We start from the raw sequence: 19,102 nt of genomic DNA on the forward strand, positions 1-19,102 counted from the left end.
TGGTGCGGGAGCGGCCGGCGGTGCGGAGGTGGTCAGCGGCGGCCATGCCCGCCCGGGCCGCCGTCGCCGTTCAACCCGTTGGTCCTGATGCGGTTGTCGCCCCGCTCGATGTCCTCGAGGTTGCGGTCGCGGGTGTCCTTCATCATCCGGACCTGGCTGACCGTGGCGTCGGTGATGCCGACCAGCGCGTCGCGGATGGACATCATCGTTTCCTTGGTGGTCTGCCGCTCCTTCTGCTCCTGCGGCTTGGCCTTCTCGGCGAACTCGCCTTCCGTGCCGGGCCACCTGACCGTGGGCGCCAGCTCGTCGAGGAACTCCTCGGTGATGCTCGAGGCGAGGGTGCCGATCTCCTCCAGCTGCCTCGCCAGCGCCTCGATGCGGTGCGGGTCGACGTAGTACCGCTGCCCCATGGTCAGTCCTCCCCGTCCTCTCCGAGCGCGTCCCGCCAGGCGGGGGTGGCCGCCTGGCCGTCGCGCGCCGTGTCCTCGTCGTCCTCGCGCAGTACCTCGGGACCGAAGATCCGCTCCCAGTCCAGCTCGAAGCCCTTCAGTTCCGGCACGTTGCTGCTGGGCTCGGCGAAGGGCGCCATCGCCTTCATCACGTGGCGGTTCATCTTCAGGCGGGCCGCGTTCGCCGCCTCCAGGACGCTGGCGGCCAGCTCCTGGGGGGACATGTCGCGGTACTTGCTCTCCAGGAACTCGATCCCGGCCAGTTCACCCTGCGGGCCCACGGTGGCGCGGACCGCGCGGTCGGAGGAGAGCACCGCGAACGACGCCTGCCGCAGTTCGCGTTCGGTGCGCGCGACCGCTTCCTGGGCCGCCTGGAGTTCGGCCATCGCCTTCTCGAGGCGCTTCTCCAGCGGTTCCGTCACGGCCGCTCCTGCCCTTCTGCGTCGCCCGATTCATCAACTGCCCTGCTGATCCTGCCTGGTGAGGCCCTCGCCGCGGAAGCCGGGGCCTGGTGGGATTCGTCTCCGCGCGGTGGTCGTGCGCGGGGCCGCGCGGTGCTCACCGCCCGATGACGGCCGGGGTGCCGCCGTCCTCGGTGCCCCACACGTCCGTGTCCTCCTCCAGGTAGTCGGCGGAGCTGGTGACCCTGCGGCCCTGCTCCGTCTCCTCCTCGGGGGTGTCGCCGCCGGTGGTCGCCACCCGGGAGGCCGGCGCCAGGAAGGTGTCGCTGTCCTCCTGGCGGTTCCACGGGCTGCGTCGGCGGCGGTTGCGGCGCTCGCTCTCCTCCGCCGCGTCGACCAGGACGGCGCGCACCCGCTCGCCGTTGCCCTTGTCCCCGCCGGCGCCCATGCCGCCCATGCCGCCGCCCATCGGCATCCCAGGGCTGCCGGGTGTGCCGGGCGCGCCGGGGGTGCCGGCCGTGGCGGCGGGTGCGAGCGGGGTGCCCTCGCTCGCGGCGGCACCGTCGGAGAGGGGCTCGGCACCGAGTCCGCCGGAGCCGTCCGGGGAGAAGGAGTCCGCCCCGGACAGGCCGCCGCCGGACGCGCCTGCGCCGACGCCGCCGCCGAGTCCCAGATCGGAGAGGGACACGTCCCGGCTGCCGTTTCCGCCACTGGTCCCGTTGAGGTCGCCGAGGCTGCCGAGGTCGTCGAGTACGCCCGAATCGCCGCGGCCGCCTTGCGAGTTGAGGTCGTGCAGGTTCACCGTCTCGGTGTTGCCCTTGGCGTCGGTGACGGTGGCGATGCCGGTGTCCGGGTCGATGACCTGGGTGCTGCCGTCCGGGAACGTGGTGGTCAGCTTGCCGTTGTCCAAAACGGTGGTGGAGCCGTCCGGGTTGGTCACCTTCGCGCCGTGGGTGAGGTCGGTGGTCGTGCTGGACCCGTCCGCGTCGGTGGTGGTGAGCGTCCCGGTGTCCGGGTCGAAGACGGCCTTGCTGCCGTCCGCGAAGGTTGTGGCGAAGTCGTCGCCCTGAAGTGCGGTGTGACCGCCCGTCGGGGTCTCCAGGCCGGCCCGGTCGGTGTTGAGGTTCCCGAGGTCGCCCAGGTCGCCGATGGACTCCGTGGGCAGATCGGGGTTGAGGTCGCCCAGGTCGCCGAGCCCGTTCTGGCTGTTGAGGTTGCCCAGGCTGCCGAGGTTCTCCGTGGTGGTTCTGCCGTCCGGGTCGGTGGTGGTGGTCTGCCCGGTCGTCGGGTCGACGGTCTGCTTGGTGCCGTCGGGGAACGTCGTCGTCAGCTTGCCGTCGTCGCCGAGCGAGGTGACCGAGCCGTCCGGGTTGGTCACCTCGGCACCGTTGCCCAGGTCGGTGGTGGTCGTCGAGCCGTCCGGGTGCGTGGTGGTGAGCGTCCCGCTGTCCGGGTCGAAGCTGGTACGGCTGCCGTCCGCGAAGTCGGTCGTCAGGTCGCCGCCGCTGGTCAGCTGGGTGCTGCCGCCGGTCGGGGTGTCGAGCACGCCGTCGCCGCCGCCGAGGCCGCTGTTGAGGCCGTCGAGGCTGCCCAGGTCGGTCGTGGTGGTCGTGCCGTCCGGGTTGGTCGTGGTGGTCTGCCCGGTCGTCGGGTCGACGGTCTGGGTGGTGCCGTCGGGGAACGTCGTCGTCAGCTTGCCGTCGTCGCCGAGCGAGGTGACCGAGCCGTCCGGGTTGGTCACCCGGGTGCCGTCGCCCAGGTTCTGCGTGGTGACGCTGCCGTCCGGATGGGTCGTGGTGAGCGTCCCGCTGTCCGGGTCGAAGCTGGTGCTGCTGCCGTCCGGGAAGTCGGTGGTGAGCTTGCCGTCGTTGAGCTGGGTGTTGCCGCCGGTCGGGGTCTTGAGGGAGCCGCCGCCGGTGTTCAGGCCGCCGAGGCTGCCGAGGTTCTCGGTGATCGCGTCGTTGGCGGCGTTGTTCGTCCCGCCCGGTCCGTTGTTCAGGTTCCCGAGGTTGCCCAGATTCGTGGTGACCGGCGGCGGGGTGCTCGTGAGAGCCTCCTGGTCACCGCCCGGGTTGTTCACGTCGCCGAGGTTGCCCAGGCTCTCCGTGACCGTGGTCGGGTTGAGCAGTTCGTCGATGTTGCCGAGGTTCTGCTCGGTGACGGCGCCCGGGTCGTTGATGCCGCCGAGGCTCTCCTGCATGGCCTTGGTCTGCTCCTCGGCCTCCCGCTTGGCCTCCTCCTGCTCACGCCGCTGCTCCTCGCGGAGCTCGTCCTGGTACTTCTTGTCCTCATCGCGCTGCTGGTTCTGCTCGTTGCGCAGCTCGTCCTGGAGGCGCTTGTCCTCCTCGCGCTGCTGGTTCTGTTCTTCGCGCAACTCGTCCTGGTACTTCTTGTCCTCCTCCCGCTGCTGCCGCTGCTCCTCGCGGAGTTCCTCCTGGTACTTGCGGTCCTCCTCGCGCTGCCGTTCCTGCTCCGCACGCAGCTCGTCCTGGTACTTGCGGTTCTCCTCGTTCTGCCGGTTGATCTCCTCCTGCTGCTCCTCGGCCTTCCGCTCCTCGTACTCCTCCGCCGCCGTGCTGGTGGACTTCGGCTTGGGCACGTTGTCGGAGAAGTCGTCGCCCAGGTCGAGGAAGTGGTTGTTGAGGTTCGACTGCACCTGGGCGGCGGGCTTGCCGAGGAACTCGTCGACGCCCTGGCTCCAGATCTTCACCGCCTTGTCGCCGACCTTCGCCCAGTTCGCGATGTCGGTGAGGTCGCCGTATTCGGGGTGCACCTGGGAGAAGCCGCCCTGCGGGCTGTGACTGACGGTCGTGGTGTAGCGGGAGGTGTACGACTTGATGTCGGTCTTGGCGACGTTGTTCGCGTCCACCCACTGGGCGAGGTCGTCCAGGACGTAGCGCAGCACCTGGTGCGGGTCGTAGTAGGGGGACTTGGCCCAGGCCAGCCACGCCTCCAGCAGTTTGTTGGCGGAGTCCACCAGGTACTTCCGGCCCAGGGACAGGGCGCGCGAGTACACCGTGTTGCCGGTGCCGGTCTCGTCGCCGGAGCCCGGGTTGGAGTCGAAGGTCTCGACGTAACTGTCGTAGTTCTCGCGGATCTTCTTCAGCAAGCTGCGGAAGACCTCCGCGGCCTCGCCCTTCCAGCTCGCGTCGTCCCGCCCGAAGCGGTCCTCCCAGTCCTTCAGCACCACCGCGTGGTCCCGGAAGAACTTGGCCGCGAAGTCGAAGGACTCCCCTGTGGTGTTGAAGGAGTTCAGGTCCACCACGTCGGCCCCGGGCACGCCCAGGTTGCTGAACCGGGCGTCCTGGGTGTTGCCGCCCAGCAGGGCGAGGAGCGCCGCCCGCGGCCCGTTCATGTACCGGGCGAGCGGGATGGTGCTCATCTTGTCCTTGTTGTAGTCCGTGAACTCGTTGCCCTCACGGACCTGCGCGTCATGGACGTTGTCCGAACCCGGACCGGCGAAGATGATCTCCTCGCCGTCCTTCACGCGGCCCTCGAAGACGATCCGGGCCTGCATGATGGACCGCTTCTTGCCGCTGTCGAAGAACCAGATGTCGTAGTCCTCGCCCTTGTTCGTCAGGAAGCCGGAGTCCTTGACGAGCAGGGAGAGGCTGCGCTCCTTGATGTCCATCCGGAAGAGCTTGCCGCCGTGTTCGGAGCGGAGCGTGTCGAAGACGGTGTTGCGGTCCGGCACCGGATAGCCGGTGATGTGGGTGACCAGGGTGGCCCAGGTGTCGCTCGACGGGTCGCCGGCATTGTCGAACTTGTCGAGGTTGGCGACGGAGTTGGGATCGTAGCGATCGGCCACCGGGCGCCCTTTCTGGTCGGTTGGTCAGGACTCGTCGTCCGGGTCGCCGGTGGTGCCGGCGGTCAGGGTGTCGACCTCGTCGAAGGTCTGGAGCAGCGTCTGCGCGTCGATCGCGTCGAGGTTCTTGTCCTTGGTCTTGTTGGCCTCGTCGATCGTGTCGGTGAGCGCCTCCTTCAGCTCCTTGAAGAGGTCCATCTGGTCACCGAGCAGCTTGTCGATGGCCCCGGCCGCGGTGCGGATGTCCTCGATCAGCTTCGGTCCCGAGACCAGGGGTTCGGTGACCATCCTGCCGATGCGCAGGAGTTGCTTGTCCTGGGCGAGGTTCTCCGGTGTGGTGTGGCCGTCGATGAGATGGCCGAGCGGGCGGATGTGGGACCCGTCGCCGTCCTCCTTGTGCTTCTTCGCGGCGGTGTACACCGGCTGCACCTCGTTGTCCCGGAAGTTCTCCATCTGCTTGAGGTCGAAATGCTTGACGTCGGCCTTTTCACCGGCCATGGGACGCTCTCCTGCCGCTTGGTGCCGGACGGGGATACGGGAGCCCGGCGGACGCCCCGCGCACGGGCGACGGCCGGGCCGGTGGGCCCGTGTGCCGGGTGGGCACACCGGGTCGGTCCGGAGTTTCCCGTCCACTCGCCGGCGTCCGGCACGTCCGCTTCCGGGAATCCGCGGGCGGCGGTCCCGCCCGCGTCGCCGAACCGTCCGTGCGGGACCGGGACACGGGCGGTTCGGCGTCCTGGGGTCACGTGTGCCGGCCGCGGGGCCCTCCATGCGGACGGACGAGGGGGAACTCCGGCTAGGCTTTAACGGGCCCGCACGTTCCCCCAGTTGTCGGCGCTCCTGCGCTCGTCGCGGGAGTGGTTGTCGTGGATGGTCTGGATCAGCTCGCCGTTGTCGCCGAGGAGCATGGCCATGTTCTTGGTGGCCTGGTCCCACTCCGCCTGGACCTGGCGGTACGTCTCCTGGTCCGAACCCTCCCAGGAGGTGACGAGCGGCTTCAGCTCGTCCTCCAGGTTGTTGAGGGTCGTGATGATCTGCTGGGTCTGGGCCATCAGTTCCTCGATGGCATTGCGGACCGCGGGGTACTGCACGTCGATGATGCCGTCGGCCATGACGTCTCCTCTCGGACGGCCGGGCGTCGGCGCCCGGGAAGCTCAGGGGGGTCCGGCCTCGCCTTACGGGGGCCGGTGCTGCGGGGACGGGTCAGCGCAGCGCTTCGAAGACGCCCTGGCTGGTCTTGCTGTTGAGGACCTCGGTCAGGTCCTGGTTCTCCTGCGCCAGGCGGTTGGCGGAGGTCACGTTCTCCTGGAGCGCGTCGACCATCTTGCTGATCTGGATGACGACCTTCTGCGCCTCGGCGTTCCAGCTGCGGAAGAGCTTCAGCAGGGCCTGGCCCTCGTCGCCGCCGACACCCGAACGCGCGGCGATCTCGCCGACGTTGTTCTGGATCTTCTCGACCTGGCTCCGTGCCGACTCCAGGGAGGAGACACCCCCCAAGCCCTTGGCATAATCCGCTTTCCTCGCGGCACTGTCCGCCATGTCGCGCTCCCTTCGTTCAGGCTTGTCTCGACGCATCGTTGCCCGCTGAGGCTAAAGAGAACTGAGCGTTGCGCGCAACGCGTGCAGGGAAGATTTGAGCATCGGTCAGCTCACCCCAGAATTCTTGCGTGGCAAGGGAGTTGTGCGGAGGTTTCGGCGATATGAACACGCGCACCCGACCAGCGGGGCAGCGGATGTGAACCCGTCCACGGGCGACGCGATGCGGGCAGAAAGCGGGCACGCGAAGTAGGTGAACGGGCATCGGCGAGGACCGTATCCGGCAACGAAAGCGCTTCCGCGGGATTTCAGGGGTGTCGGCGGGTCTAAATCTCTGAGCTTAATTTGAGGTTCTCCGCCGCACCCGATCCCCCGATGACTCCGAGAACTTCACACCCTCGGCGCCGAGTTTGGCTGAATACCTCTGTTACCCCCGCCCTTTTCTTTTTCTTCGGCACGGTATGCCTTCCTTGCTGTGATCAGCGCGCCGTGTCCGCCTTGTCCTTCTCGGTATTCGCCTCGCTGCGCTCCGGCTGTCCGGCGGCACCGCACGCGGGTGCCGTGACCTTGGGCTCCGCGGCGCCCGACGCGGCGGCCGGGTCGAGGTCCGCGCCGGTGGGGAGCGCCGCGAGCAGCGGGGCGGGGACCGAGCCGATGTCACCGGTCTCGTAGCCGAGGGCGGCCAGCGCGTTCTTGGCGGAGACCCGGTACTTCACGCCGTTCTCCGCCACCAGATAGGTGGTCCCGGCGTGTGCGGCGCCGCTGGCGTGCAGGGCCCTGACCAGGGCGCCGCGTCCGGGCCGTACCACCGTGGCGTCCACCGGGACACAGGCCGGCTTCAGCGGCTCGGCGGTGCCCTGCGGCACCGCGACCGGGGCGAGCCGGGTCAGGGGGACCAGTACCGACCTGATCCGGGCGCCGCCGTCGTCGCCGTCCACCTGCGCACAGAGCGCGGTGCCGCGCGGCGCGGACTGCGGAAGGGGCGGGGCGTCCGGCAGCTCCGCGGAGGCGGAGGGGCCCGGGTCGGTGGCCCGGTGCTCGCGCAGCGCGTCCGCGCCGACCGTGCGCACCTCGGGCGACTGCCCCTGGTAGGCGTCCTTCTGGGTGGCCGGGTCGCCCAGCACCAGGGCGGCGCCGAGCCGGGTCAGCGGCACCAGGCCGTCCTTGCGCAGCAGGTGGTAGGTGCTGCCGCCGCCGGGCACGCTGACCTTGAACAGCTGGCCGATCCGGCTGGCTTCGCCGCCGAGTACGGGCCCCTGCGCACCGCGTCCCGGTACCGCGGGAGGCTTCAGGGCGGGGCCGGGGGCCAGCGCGTCGAGGAAGGCCGCTGAGACCGGCATCGGCCGCTCGGAGCCGTAGCCGAGGGCGTTGCGGGCGTCGGAGGCGTGGTCCAGCGGCAGTCTGCTGCCGCGCCACACCAGGTACTCGGTGTCGTCCGGCCCGCGCACCAGCAGCGCGCGGTCGGCGCCGATGCCGCGGGAGTCCAGGGGCGCCCCGGCGACCACGGTGGTGGCGCCCGGCTCGTCCACGCCGGTGTTCGCCACGACTCCCGAGGTGTCGGGCAGCGCCCCGTCGGGCCCGGTGACGCACATGTGCCAGGCGCCGTCGTCGAGTTGGCCGGGGTCGGGCACGGCGTCGGGGGCGCCGGGGATGCCGGCCGGGGCGCCCACCGGGACGTCCCGCAGCGAGGCGGTGCCCACGTCCACGGTCTTCAGGTCGGACCCGCCGATGAGCCGCGCCGAGGCGTAGTTGCGCACGGGGTGCAGTACGCCGTCGGTGCCGGTCCACAGGTAGCGGGCGCCGGTGTCGCGGTTGACCACCAGGTGGTCACCGTCGCGCCAGGCGTCGTTCCCGCCGGGGCGCAGCAGGCCGTAGACGGTGGCGCCTGCGCCGATCAGGACGGTGACCAGGACGCCGAAGACCACTCCGCGGGTGGTGCGCCCGAGCGGACTCTCCGGGGCGTCCGGGTCGGCCATCAGCAGGCCCGAACTGAGCCTGCCCATCATGAAACTGTGGGCGTGTACCTGGTCGCGTTTGGACTGCACGGCCTCTCCTCGACTTCGTTCTCTTGCCGGAGTGCGGGTGTGCTCAGCCGAACAGGCCGCGCAGCCAGCCGAAGAGCCCGGCCACCCACAGGCTGAGCGGCAGCAGTGCCACGGCGAAGCCGGTGTGCGCGATCTCCGCCGCCCGGCCCCAGTACGGCAGCATCCGTCGGCCGGGCACCGTCCAGGCGGCGATGACCAGGGCGGCAGCGGCGCCGAGCAGCACCGCGAAGACCACCAGGCGGCCGTCGCCGTCGCTGTCCGTCGCCCAGGCGCGGGCGAGCAGCAGCAGCCCCCAGACGCCGGGTACGGCCAGGGTCAGCCGCTGGCCGATGTGCACCAGGCCGCGGGAGTGCAGGAGCAGCAGCAGGCTCAGTGTGACCGCGGTCAACACCTCGGGCAGGTCCGGGTGTTGGGCGATGACGACGAGGGCGGCCGCGGCGACGATGCCGGTGGCGGCGAAGAGCGCGGTGACCCAGCGCCCGGCCAGCTCGGTGCGTTCGGCGACCTCGTCGCCCGCGTAGGGCTCGATGCCCTCCTGGAGCTGGCTGGCGGAGGAGGGCAGGGCGGGCATCCGCATCCCGGCCAGCTTGAAGGCGAACGGTGCGACCGTCCCGGCCGCCAGAGCGACCACCGCGGCCACCAGCGCCACCGCGGCGGGCACGTCCAGGCCCGAGTACCCGATCAGGGCGCCGGCGATCGCGGTGGCCACCGAGACGACCGCGGTGGCCAGCAGGGCCGGGGCGCCGAGCGCGGTGGCGGCCAGCGCGAGAACCGCGCCGCCCGCGCCCGCGGCGCCCGCGGCGAGCAGCCGCGCGCCCACGACCCGCGCCGCGTCCGGGCCGGTCAGCTCGCCGCCGGGCAGTACCCAGCCGGCCAGGGCCAGGCAGGGCGCGACCAGCAGGCCGAGTGCGGTCGCGGAGAGACGCTCGCCGACGGCGCGGCTGGCGGTGCCCGCGCCCGCGAGCAGCAGCACCCCCGCGACGGCGGCGCAGGCGGCCCTGACCGAGCCGGAGCCGGTCACCCCTGGCCAGAACACCAGCACCAGGGCGGCCACCACGGTCGCCACCGTGGTGCCCACCAGCAGTCCGCGGGCCGCCTCGGGGTGCCAGGTGTGCAGCCTGCGGCCCGCGGTGTCGGCTATGCCGTCGACCAGGTCGTCGAGCCTTGCCTCGGGCAACGCCTCGGTGTGCGGGCGCAGATAGAGCACGTTCCCGTCGGCGAGTCCGGCGCGCGCGAGGGTGGTCTCCTCGTCGAGCGGGGCGTCACCGAGCCGCTGCAGCACCCAGCCTGCGTGGTCGAGTCCGGCCTCCTCGGCCTCCTCGCCGACGTAACGCAGCAGCGTCGGCAGCAGATCGGCGACCGGCACGTCGGCGGGCACGGCCAGATCGACGGAGACGCTCGGCGCACGTACGGTCAGGCGGCACAGTTCGGCCACCGCACTGTCGGTCATCAGCTGAACTCTCGTCTTCCGTGGGGGGCTTTGGCAGAAGGACTTCCTCGGGAGAGGGCCGTGCGCAGAGTACGTAAGGCCCGCGCGGCCGGGAACCGGGCTGTCGGACAAGGGAATTGTGTCCGTGCGCCCGGAAACCACCTCTCCCACGTGGACAGGTCGCGTTACGTGAATGCAGACTACTGCCTGCGCCCGCCGGATCGTGCTGCGGACCGGACTCCCTGTCCGGTATGCAGTTGAGTGCGGGGGGAGTTGACCGTCCCCCGCTTTCAGCTCACACCATTCATCCGGCGTTCACCGCGCCGCCCGGGACCCGCAGAATGGGTGCGGTGCGGTCTTTCCCGCTACCGGGTGTGCCGGTATTCGGCGCGGGCCGGAAAGCCAGTGAAACCGGAGGTTTCGTTCCTTGAGTGTGGTGCTGTTTCGCCGGCCGGCCCGCAGGCGCGGACCCGAGATGCCCGACGGGCAATTGACCCTCCAGGAGCCGCCGGTTCTCGCTGAGACGGTGCCGGACACCTCGGCGATATGGACCTATTTGCCGATGGCGCTGATGTCGGTGTCGATGATGCTGATGTTCCTGCGTCCGGGCGGCGGCAACGGCGTCTTCATGTATCTGGCGATGGGCGTCATGGCGCTCTCCGCCGGTGCGATGCTGCTGGGGCAGCTGATGCGTCGCTCCAGCGAGCGCAAGCAGCGCCTGAAGGGCGAACGCCGCGACTACCTCCGCTACCTGGCGCAGATGCGCAAGCGGGTCCGGGGCACCATCACGGAGCAGCAGCGGGCGCTCGCCTGGCGCCACCCGGAGCCCTCCTCGCTGCGTTCGCTGGCCCGCACCTCACGGCTGTGGGAACGCCGCCCGGCCGACGAGGACTTCGGCGAGGTCCGGCTCGCGATCGGCGAACAGCAGCTCGCCCTCACCCTCAACCCGGTCTCCACCCGCCCGGTGGAGGACCTCGAACCGCTTTGCGCGCACGCCCTGCGCCGCTTCATCCGCGCCTACTCCACCATCCCCGAGCAGCCCCTCGGCCTCTACCTGCGCTCCTCGGCGCGGGTCGTGCTGCGCCCCGAGGAGTCACCCGGCGAGGAGACGACCGAGCCGGGCACGGCACCGTACGGGGAGAGCGGCGCGAGCCGGGCCGAGGGCGCCGATCCGGGTGCCGACGCGGTACGTGCCCTGGTGCGTGCCATGCTCGGCCAGCTCGCGGTGTTTCACGCGCCCGAGGAGCTGTGGCTCGCGGTGTGCGTCAGTGACGAGCGGCGGCCCGACTGGGAGTGGGTCAAGTGGCTGCCGCACGCGCTGCACCCGCACGAGGAGGACGGCGCCGGGCAGGTCCGCCGGATCACCGCCGACCTCACCGAGCTGGACGATCTGCTCGGCGCCGAGTTCGCCGAGCGTCCCGGCTTCGACCCGGACGCCCGCCCCGGCCGCGACGAGCCCTACACGGTCGTCGTCCTGGACGGCGTCACCGTCCCCGAGGGGCACCGCTGGGAGGGCCACGGCTACCGCAACGCCATGCTCCTGGACGTCTCCGGGGCGCTGCGCTGGCGGCCCGGCCGCAACACGCTGCGGCTGACCGTCGGACCGGACCAGGTGAGCCTGGTGCGTACCGACCGCAGCCGCAAGGAGCGCTCCGTCGCGCTGGGCCGCCCGGACCGGCTCGGCCCGCTCGGCGCCGAGTCGCTGGCCCGGCTGCTCACCGCCCGCCGGATGAGCCTGGGCACGGACATCGCACAGCCGCTCGACGCCGACGTCGAGCTGACCACCCTGCTCGGCATCCCCGATCTGCACCGGCACGACCCGAAGGTCCTCTTCGACCGGCACACCGGCTCCGCCCGGCTGCGGGTGCCGATCGCCGTCGGCGTGGACGGCCGTCCGGTGGACCTCGACATCAAGGAGTCCGCGCAAGGCGGCATGGGCCCGCACGGCATGCTGATCGGTGCGACCGGCTCCGGCAAGAGCGAACTGCTGCGCACCCTCGTCCTCGGTCTCGCGCTGACCAACTCATCCGAGACCCTCAACTTCGTCCTGGTCGACTTCAAGGGCGGTGCGACCTTCCTCGGTCTGGAGGAACTCCCGCACACCTCCGCCGTCATCACCAACCTAGCCGACGAAGTCGCCCTGGTGGAACGTATGCAGGACGCCCTGCACGGCGAACTCATCCGCCGCCAGGAGCTGTTGCGCGCCGCGGGCAACTACACCTCCGCCCTGGAGTACGAGCGGGCCCGCGCCGCCGGGGCGGACCTCACCCCGCTGCCCAGCCTGTTCGTGGTGGTCGACGAGTTCAGCGAACTACTGTCCGCGCACCGGGAGTTCATGGACCTGTTCGTGATGATCGGCCGCCTCGGCCGCTCTCTCGGGGTGCATCTGCTGCTGGCCTCGCAGCGCCTGGACGAGGGCCGCATGCACCAGTTGGAGAGCCACCTTTCGTACCGCATCGGCCTGCGTACCTTCTCCGCCATGGAGAGCCGTGGCGTGCTCGGCGTGCCGGACGCCTACGAGTTGCCCGCCCAGCCCGGCAGCGGGTATCTGAAGTCCGGCGTGGAGGCCCTGACCCGGTTCCGCGCCGCCTACTCCTCCGGTACGTACCGGCGCCGCACCGGCGCCGTGGTGCAGGCCCGGGTGGCCAGCCAGGTGGTGCCGTGGACCAGCGGCTGGGTGGTGCCGCGCACGCTGGAGCCGGCGTCCGAGCCGGAGCCGGAGATCGAGGAGACCGGCGACGAGGAGACCCTGCTGGACGTGGCCCTCGACCGGCTGCGCGACGCGGGTCCCGCCGCCCACCAGGTGTGGCTGCCGCCTTTGGACGAGCCCTCCCCGCTGGACGTCCTACTGCCCGGCATCGCAGCCGACCCCGAGCGCGGCCTCACCGCCACCGGCTGGGCCGGGACCGGCAAGCTGCGGGTGCCGGTGGGCCTGGTGGACAAGCCCTTCGACCAGCGCCGCGATCCGCTGGTCGTGGACCTGGCCGGGGCCGGCGGCCATGTCGCCATCGCGGGCGGCTCCCAGAGCGGCAAGTCGACCCTGGCCCGTACGCTGATCGCGGCCCTCGCCCTCACGCACACTCCCGCCGAGATCCAGTTCTACTGCCTGGACTTCGGCGGTGGCGGTCTCTCCCAGCTCGCCTCGCTCCCGCACGTCGGCGGGGTCGCGGCGCGGCTCAACCCGGAGCGGGTGCACAGGGCCGTCGCCGAGGTGATGACGCTGCTCGCCCGCCGCGAGCAGTTCTTCGTGGACCACACCCTCGACTCCATGCAGTCCTATCGCCGTCGCCGGGCCGCCGGGGAGTTCCCCGACGAGCCGTTCGGCGATGTGTTCATGGTGGTCGACGGCTGGTCGACGGTCCGTCAGGACTACGACGACCTGGTCCCGAAGTTCAACGAACTCGCCGCCCGTGGCCTGAACTACGGCATCCACCTGCTCATCACCACCACCCGCTGGGTGGAGCTGTCCGCACAGGTCCGCGACCAGGCGGCCACCCGCCTGGAGTTGCGGATGGGTGACCCGATGGACTCCGAGATCGACACCCGCAAGGCCCGCTCGGTGCCGCGCAGCGGCGGTCGCGGCATCACCGCCGACAGCAAGATGCACTTCCTCGCCGGCCTGCCCCGCCTGGACGGCAGCGGGTCCCTCGAAGACCTCGGCGAGGGCGTCGCCCACCTGGTCGGCGAGGTCGCCAAGCACTGGCCGGGCCCGGCCGCACCGCCGGTGCGGATGCTGCCGCACCGGTTGCCGCTCGCCGAACTCCCCGCGCCGCAGCCCACCGAGGGCGGCGGCCTGCGCCTCCCGCTAGGCATCGACCAGGACGCCCTGGAGCCGGTGTGGCACGACTTCAGCCGCACCCCGCACCTGATCGTGGTCGGCGACACGGAGAGCGGCAAGACCAACCTGCTGCGCCGTATCACCGACGGCATCACCGCCCGGTACACCCCGAGCGAGGCGAAGATCATCGCGGTGGACTACCGCCGCACCCTGGTGGACGCCATCCCGGCGGAGTACCGCATCGGGCACGTGATCTCCCTGGACAACCTCAAGGAGACTGTCGACGGCGCGGCCCGCGCGCTGAAGACCCGCGTCCCCGGCGCGGACATCGCCCCTGCCCGGATGCGTCAGTGCGACTGGTGGACCGGGCCGCGGCTGTTCATCCTGGTCGACGACTACGACATGGTCTCCGGCAACTCCTTCCAGAGCCCCTTCGAGCCGCTCTTCGAGCATCTGACCCTGGGCTTCGAGATGGGTCTGCACCTGGTGGTCGCCCGCAGCGCCATGGGCGCCGGCCGCGGCCTCAGCGACGGCCTGATCCGCCGGATGGACGAGGCGAACAACCCCGCCGTCCTCCTCTCCTGCCCGCCCACCGAAGGCCGCCTCTTCGGCAACGCGAAGCCCCTCAACCTCCCGCCGGGCCGAGCCCTGCACATCGCCCGCCGCAAGGCACGGTTGATGCAGACGGCACTGGTGGAGGAGGGGCGGGGGCAGGAGGGCTGACGGCGTGTGCGGAACGTAGTGGGGCCACCTGAGGTGGCCCCACTGTCGTTGGGAGCGGGTTGCCCCAGTCAAGGCCCCGACAGACGCCATCCCGGGCACGGCTGACGCGGAGGCACCGGTCGAGAACAGCAGAGGAAACGAACATCGCACGTGCGCTGCCCTTCCCGGCCCCGGGCCTACCGGTCCCCTCAGCACCACCACCCCTACGGCACCCCGGTGCCCTCCGGCCTCGGCTCGTGCCGCTCGCTCCAGCAGCCCGGCAGACGCCGAGCCCGAACATGGCCTCAGGGGTTAACTGACGCCAACTCCCTCGGAGTTGGCCGGTCGTTCCGGTCGTCCCGCCGGACGCCAGCCGCGGGCGCGGGCTCTGGGGAGGGTGAAGGCGGCCCAGAGGATGGCGAGTACGCCGGCGGAGCCGAGGAGGACGAAGAGGGTGGCTCGGCCGGTGGCCCGGTCGGCGGTGGAGGTGTCGCGGACGGTCACGGGATCCGCGGCGCCCTCGGTGCCGGACGGCGCACCCGAGTCGTCGAGGACCGTGGTCACGGCGGCGTAGGCGTCCAGTTGGGGGATGTCGGCCGGGTAGGCGGTCGCGGTCAGGCGGTGGATGACGGCGTCGGGCGCGTCGTCGGGGTGGGCGGCGCGGACCACCGCGGCGGCCCCGGCGGCGTAGGCGGTGGCCACCGAGGCGCCGGCGCCGAGGTAGTGGCCGTTGCCGCGCGGGCCCCCGGAGACCACCCCGGCGCCGGGGGCGGCGAGGTCGATGCCCGTGGTGGGCAGGGAGCCGTCGGGACGGACGCCGCCGGGGAGCATGTCGGCGACCGAGAGGACGCCGGGTTCGCCGGCCGGCCAGTAGACGCGGGACGGGATGTCGTCGGTGCCGCCCCGGGAGGGCGGGTCCGGGGTGGCCGCGGCTACCACGACCGCGCCCGCCCGGCGGGCCGCGGCGATCGCGTCGGTCAGCGCGGTGTCGCGGCGCGGCAGGGACACCGTCACCGCGATCACCTCGGCGCCCGATTCGGTGGCCTCGCGTACCGCCGCCGCGACCAGTTCGGGGCTCGCCGCACCACGCGTGTCGGTGCCGCGCAGCGCCAGGACCTTCGCGCCGGGGGCGACCCCGGCGAGGCGCCGGCTGCCCCCGCCGGTGCCGGCGATCAGCCCGGCCAGGAAGGTGCCGTGCCCGACGCAGTCCTCGGCGGCCGCGCCCTGGGCGGTGACCCGGCCGTCGAGACCGGCGGCGTCGGGGGCGACGCCGGTGTCGATCAGGGCTACGGTCACGCCCGCACCGGTGCTGTGCCCGCGCAGCCGGTCCAGGTCGAGGCGCTGGCGCGACCAGTCCTGCTTCTTCGCCGTCTCCTTGGAGGCGGGGGTGCAGGCCGTGTCCTCGGCGTCCGGATCGAGCAGGGACGGCATGCCGGGGAGTTCCTGCCCCTTCTTCTCGTCGGCCGTCGGCGGGCGCGAGAGGGGTGCCGTCTGGGCCGGGACGGCCGTGGGCAGCAACAGCGCGGCGGCGAGGCCGGCGCCGGACAGCAGGCGGGCGGTCCCGCGGGCGCGCGGCGTCATCGGGGAGCCGCCTTCGGGGCCGCGGCCGGGACGTCCTCGGGGATCAGGATGCGCAGGTCGTCGAGGGTGGGCGCGGACAGCGAACCGAGCCGTCCCGCCTGCCGGGTGACCATCGCCTCGACCACCTGGCGGGCCAGGCGGGCGTTGCCGAACGAGCGGTCCCGGGGCAGCGACTCGAAGTACTCCCTGAGCAGCGGGCCGGTGCCGGGCCCGCACTCGTAGCCCATGCTCCCGGCCTGGCCGCGCACGATGGTGACGAGTTCCTCGGAGGAGTAGTCGGCGAAGGTGATCCGGCGCGGGAAGCGGGAGGACAGGCCGGGGTTGGAGGCGAGGAAGCGTTCCATCTCGTCGGTGTAGCCGGCGACGATGACGACGACCTCGTCGCGGTGGTCCTCCATCAGCTTCAGCAGGGTGTCCACCGCCTCCTGCCCGAAGTCGGCGCCGCCGCCACGCGGGGTGAGGGTGTACGCCTCGTCGATGAACAGCACGCCGCCGCGGGCCCGTTCGAAGACCTCGCGGGTGAGCTGGGCGGTGTGGCCGATGTAGCGGCCGACCAGGTCGGCGCGGGCCGCCTCGATCAGCTGGCCCCGTTGCAGGATGCCGAGCTGGGTCAGGATCTCGCCGTAGAGACGGGCCACCGTGGTCTTGCCGGTACCGGGCGGGCCGGTGAAGACCAGGTGGTGGCTGAGCGAGGGCACCGGCAGCCCGGCGGCGGCACGGTGGCGTGCGGTGGTGATGAGGTTGACCAGGTCGGCGACGTCGCGCTTCACCTCGGCCAGGCCGATCATGTCGCCGAGGCGCGTCAGCGGGTCGTCGTCCGGGGCGGCGGACTCGGCGGCCGTCGCGGCGGCGGCGGAGACGTCCTCCGGCAGCAGCAGCCGCAGGTCGTGCTCGCCCACCTGCGCCTGGGAGGCGAGCCGGACCGCCTGCCGGTCCACCATCTCCTCGAACACCCCGCGCGCGGCACGGCCGTTGCCGAATCCCGCGTCTCTCGGCATCGCCTCGAAGTGCGCGGCCAGCGCCGCCCCGGTGCCCTCACCCAGCTCGTACTGGTGCTGGGCGCACATGTTCTCCATGATCGCGACCAGTTCGGGCACCGAGTAGTTCTCGAACTCGACGGTCCGTGAGAAGCGTGACGCCAGACCAGGGTTGGAGCCGAGGAAGGACTCCATCTCGCGGGAGTAGCCGGCCGCGACCACCACGACGTCGTCGCGGTGGTCCTCCATCAGCTTCAGCAGGGTGTCCACCGCTTCACGGCCGAAGTCGGCGCCGCCGTTGCCGCTGTCCGCGGTGAGGGTGTACGCCTCGTCGACGAACAGCACGCCGCCGAGGGCGCGTTGGAAGGTCTCGGTGGTCTTGATCGCCGTACCGCCGACGACCTGCGCGACCAGGTCGGCGCGGGAGACCTCCACGAGGTGTCCGCTGCGCAGCGAACCCAGTTCGGCGAGGATCGCCCCGTAGAGGCGGGCGACGGTGGTCTTACCCGTGCCGGGCGGGCCGGCGAAGATCAGGTGCCGGCTCATCGGCGGGGCGGACATGCCGAGTTGTTCGCGGCGCTGGGCGAGCTGGGTCAGGTTGACCAGGGTGCCCACCTGCTGCTTGACGTTCTCCAGGCCGATCAGCGCGTTCAGGGCGCCGAGCGGGCCGTCCGCGCGGTCCGTCGGGGGCGCGTCCGCGGCCCCGGAGCCGGCCGGGTCGGTGTTCTCGGCGCTGCCGGTGCCCCAGGCGTCCCGCTTGCCGTTGCCGGTGCTGTTCAGGCCGTCCACGGCGAGCCGTTCGCCGGGCACGGTCTGCACCAGGCCGCCGCCCTCGTTCTCCCGGGCGAGGCAGTTCACGAGCGAGACCGGCGCGGTGGACTCCACCCGGAAGCCGTCCTGGGCGCCGCCGGAGACCTCGCAGCCGCTGAGCGAGGCGAGCGCACCCTCGCGGAGCAGGAAGCCGTGGCCCTGGGCGGCGTGCACCGTGGTGCGGTTGGCAGTCAACTCGCCGCCCGCGGCGACCACCACGCCCTCCTCGCCGGATATCTCGACGCGGAAGTCGCGGACGGTGACGTTGCCCCCTTCCTCCACGATCAGGCCGCTGGTAGCGGTGTCGGAGACCCCGCCGCCGGCCAGGTAGAGGGTGCTGCCGGAGCCCACGCGCACACCCGCGCCCTTCGGCCGTACGATCTCGCAGTCCTCGGCACGGCCACGGGCGTCCTTGCCGGCCACGATGCCGTCGCCGGCGGGCTCCACCAGGCGGGCCCGGCGCAGCAGCGGGTTGGCGCCGCCGCGGACCGAGACCGCGGGCGCGCCGCCGATCACTTCCAGCCGGTCCAGCTCCGGCGCCGAGTCCTCCTCCAGGAGCAGCCCGGTCTGTTCGCAGTCGCGGACGGTCAGGCCGGTCAGCGCCGGGGAGGCGGCCCCGGCGACGCGCACCGCGGCGCCCTGCGCGCCGTCCACCCAGCAGTCCTCGAAGGTGCCGCGGGCCCGGTCGGTGACCAGCACGCCCTGGCCGCGGGTGCGCGAGACGCGGCAGCGCCGCAGCACCGGGTCGCTGCCCGCGGCCAGCGTGATCCCGTTGCCGGAGGCGCCGGTGACACGGACGTCCTCCAGCGTCGTACGGCCCGCGCTGCTCAAGTGCACGCCCGTGCTGGTGTCGTGCACCACGGTGCGGATGACCGTGAGGGAGCAGTTCTGCTCCAGGGCGAGGGAGGGCTTGTCGGTGGAGGAGATGTCGCAGTCCTCGACGGTGCCGCGGGATTCGCCGTTGGCGAGCAGGCCGTTGCCGCGGGCGTCGCGCACCGTGCAGCCGCGGATGCGGGCCTCGCCCTGCTCGGCGAGGACCAGGCCGCTGGTGCCCAGGTGCTCCAGCGTGCAGGACTCCACGGTGGTGGGCGTGGTCGAGGTGACCACGATGCCCGCGCCCTGCGGGTTGCTCACCCGGCATTCCCGCAGCGCGAGCGAACCGGTGCCCCCGGCCAGCATCGCGGTCCAGGCGGCGCCGACGACCTCGCAGCCGTCGAGGGCGGCCTGCCCGCGCCGCGCGTCCACGGCGGGCAGCTCGGCGTCGCCGCCGCGCAGGGTCAGTTCGGAGAGCATCACGGCGTCGGCGCGCAGCGCGAGGACGCTGCCCGAACGCGGCCGGATCTCGACGGTGCCCCGCCCTTCGGCGGCGGTGAGGGTGACCCTGGTGTTGATCACCAGGTTCTCCGCGTACGTCCCGGGCCGGACGCTGATGAGCGCACCGGTTCGGGCGGCCGCGAGTGCCTCACCGATCGTCCGGTAGCGGTCCCGGTCCCCCGTACCGACCGTCAGTACCTGGCGCGACACGCACCAACCTCCTTGCTCCGGCGGCGTCTTCTGCGGGCGCCCCTCGTCGGCGGCGCGTGTCGGCG

The 19,102-nt window shown here is 72.0% G+C and carries 11 protein-coding genes; 1 reads left to right on the top strand and 10 read right to left on the bottom strand.

What is annotated here, in order from left to right:
- Positions 1–32: 32 nt before the first annotated feature.
- The 8 genes from OHT51_RS04540 to eccD all read right to left on the bottom strand — a co-directional run bounded on the left by OHT51_RS04540 (position 33) and on the right by eccD (position 9,686).
- Positions 33–410 carry a hypothetical protein gene (locus OHT51_RS04540; RefSeq protein WP_328877569.1) on the bottom strand — a complete coding sequence of 126 codons (378 nt, stop codon included), beginning with the start codon at positions 408–410 and terminating at the stop codon, positions 33–35.
- 2 nt (positions 411–412) lie between these two features.
- Positions 413–871: a YbaB/EbfC family nucleoid-associated protein gene (locus OHT51_RS04545; protein WP_328877570.1), complete on the bottom strand. Its 459-nt coding sequence runs from the start codon at positions 869–871 to the stop codon at positions 413–415.
- Between the two features lie 136 nt (positions 872–1,007).
- Complete coding sequence (locus OHT51_RS04550) at positions 1,008–4,658, bottom strand: AAWKG family protein (protein ID WP_328877571.1); 3,651 nt, start codon at positions 4,656–4,658, stop codon at positions 1,008–1,010.
- A 24-nt stretch (positions 4,659–4,682) separates the two neighbouring features.
- The gene (locus OHT51_RS04555; RefSeq protein ID WP_328877572.1) at positions 4,683–5,153 is read right to left on the bottom strand and encodes a type VII secretion system-associated protein; all 471 of its coding nucleotides are present in this window, start codon (positions 5,151–5,153) and stop codon (positions 4,683–4,685) included.
- A 305-nt stretch (positions 5,154–5,458) separates the two neighbouring features.
- Positions 5,459–5,767: a WXG100 family type VII secretion target gene (locus OHT51_RS04560; RefSeq protein WP_328420337.1), complete on the bottom strand. Its 309-nt coding sequence runs from the start codon at positions 5,765–5,767 to the stop codon at positions 5,459–5,461.
- A gap of 91 nt (positions 5,768–5,858) precedes the next feature.
- Entirely contained in the window at positions 5,859–6,194 is a 336-nt protein-coding gene (locus OHT51_RS04565; RefSeq protein ID WP_328877573.1) for a hypothetical protein, read from the bottom strand.
- Positions 6,195–6,670: 476 nt separating this feature from the next.
- A complete protein-coding gene (gene eccB, locus OHT51_RS04570) occupies positions 6,671–8,236 on the bottom strand; it encodes a type VII secretion protein EccB (RefSeq protein WP_328877574.1) in 1,566 nt (521 codons plus the stop codon).
- A gap of 43 nt (positions 8,237–8,279) precedes the next feature.
- On the bottom strand, positions 8,280–9,686 hold the full coding sequence (eccD, locus tag OHT51_RS04575) for a type VII secretion integral membrane protein EccD (RefSeq protein ID WP_328877575.1): 1,407 nt from the start codon (positions 9,684–9,686) through the stop codon (positions 8,280–8,282).
- A gap of 454 nt (positions 9,687–10,140) precedes the next feature.
- Between eccD and eccCa the strand changes: the two genes are divergently transcribed.
- A complete protein-coding gene (gene eccCa, locus OHT51_RS04580) occupies positions 10,141–14,166 on the top strand; it encodes a type VII secretion protein EccCa (protein WP_328877576.1) in 4,026 nt (1,341 codons plus the stop codon).
- Positions 14,167–14,457: 291 nt separating this feature from the next.
- On the opposite strand, the gene OHT51_RS04585 is transcribed toward eccCa, so the two are convergent.
- Positions 14,458–15,726 carry a S8 family serine peptidase gene (locus OHT51_RS04585; RefSeq protein ID WP_328877577.1) on the bottom strand — a complete coding sequence of 423 codons (1,269 nt, stop codon included), beginning with the start codon at positions 15,724–15,726 and terminating at the stop codon, positions 14,458–14,460.
- Positions 15,723–19,037 (bottom strand): right-handed parallel beta-helix repeat-containing protein, encoded by a 3,315-nt coding sequence (locus OHT51_RS04590; protein ID WP_328877578.1) that lies wholly within the window; start codon positions 19,035–19,037, stop codon positions 15,723–15,725. Before OHT51_RS04590 ends, OHT51_RS04585 begins: the two co-directional genes overlap by 4 nt.
- Positions 19,038–19,102: the final 65 nt, after the last annotated feature.

The organism is Streptomyces sp. NBC_00299 (assembly GCF_036173045.1).
GTDB lineage: Bacteria > Actinomycetota > Actinomycetes > Streptomycetales > Streptomycetaceae > Streptomyces > Streptomyces machairae.